Raw genomic sequence first — 1,203 nt, forward strand, 5'->3', positions numbered from 1 at the left:
CTAGCGGTTTTTCCGTTCACTTGGACTACAAGGGGTAAAATATCGAAAGGTCCGAATTTCCCTTCCCACCCTAATGCCATACATCGCTTGGTGAATTCGATTGAACTTGAATCGCCGATTACACCATGTTCCGTCTCATATCCTGCATAACGAATAAGTTGATGATTCCAAATATCCACTTTTCGATCATGATCTTTCTGTTTGAAAATTGTAATCACAGGTCTGATATTCCCATTATTCGTAGCATATTCGATATGCTCGAAGAGGGCCGATACCATTTGTTCTTCGCTTTGAATCATTCTTTTATCAATCACCCTTAGTGATTCCCAAAAAAAGCGCCCAATGCAACGATTGCTATTCCGCCAAGCTAATTTAGCACCATAAACCAATTCTTCATATGTATGTTCATATCTGCCTGTTTCATTTATTTCCTTTTTAATTTGTTCGATCCTGCCATTTATGTCCTCTTCCGTTTTCAATAATTCCGGATAACTCGTCCTGATAAAGGATACGGCCTCTTGCAGTAACTCACTCATCTTTCCCACGGATCCTTCCATTTGCAAAACTTTGACTTCAATATTAAAATAACATATTTTACATGGTATCTCTAAACAACACATTTTTAAAAGCACGCTTTTTTTAAAAATGTGGCAAATCCGAGGCGGAATCCTTTTCATGATACTTAAAGTAAGCTCGTGAATTTCTTATACTATAACATCTCTAGTAACTAAATAATTTTCGGTAAAGTTGTTACATATGAGGTAAATGCATTATAATATATTAATAATGAGGTGATATGATGAATAATACGACACTTTGTCCACGATTTGAAAAAGGAATGCAAATCTTGAGTAAACGCTGGACTGGATTGATTGTCAATCAATTACTTAATGGCCCTCAAAGGTTTTGTAATATTGAATCTGCATTCCCGATAAGCGGCAGGATTCTTTCTGAACGTTTAAAGGACTTGGAAATTGAAGGTATTGTTAAAAGGGACGTATATCCAGAGACACCGGTCAGGATTGAATATTCTTTAACTGATAAAGGCAAGGCCCTTGCACCGGTTATGAACGAAATTCAAAATTGGGCACAAGAATGGCTCGACCCAATACAGAATCAATGATATAGGCTAAAGATAAGGGAGGAAGATCTGCCAGATGCGGACTTCCTCCTTTTTTTTGTTTAAGCTCCAGTGACTAGTGG

At 37.3% G+C, this 1,203-nt stretch carries 2 protein-coding genes; one reads left to right on the forward strand and one right to left on the reverse strand.

What is annotated here, in order from left to right:
• On the reverse strand, positions 1–536 hold a 536-nt coding region (locus AC1DVB_RS27405), incomplete at its 3' end, for a nitric oxide synthase oxygenase (RefSeq protein ID WP_477591979.1).
• Between the two features lie 263 nt (positions 537–799).
• Between AC1DVB_RS27405 and AC1DVB_RS27410 the strand changes: the two genes are divergently transcribed.
• On the forward strand, positions 800–1,123 hold the full coding sequence (locus AC1DVB_RS27410) for a winged helix-turn-helix transcriptional regulator (protein WP_057277432.1): 324 nt from the start codon (positions 800–802) through the stop codon (positions 1,121–1,123).
• The last annotated feature ends 80 nt before the right edge of the window (positions 1,124–1,203 follow it).

This window comes from Peribacillus sp. P4_D6, from assembly GCF_056401795.1.

What these genes read in the sequence shown, in the direction of transcription:
- AC1DVB_RS27410 (WP_057277432.1), top strand. Translation starts at nt 800, where the DNA reads ATGAATAATACGACACTTTGTCCACGATTTGAAAAAGGAATGCAAATC.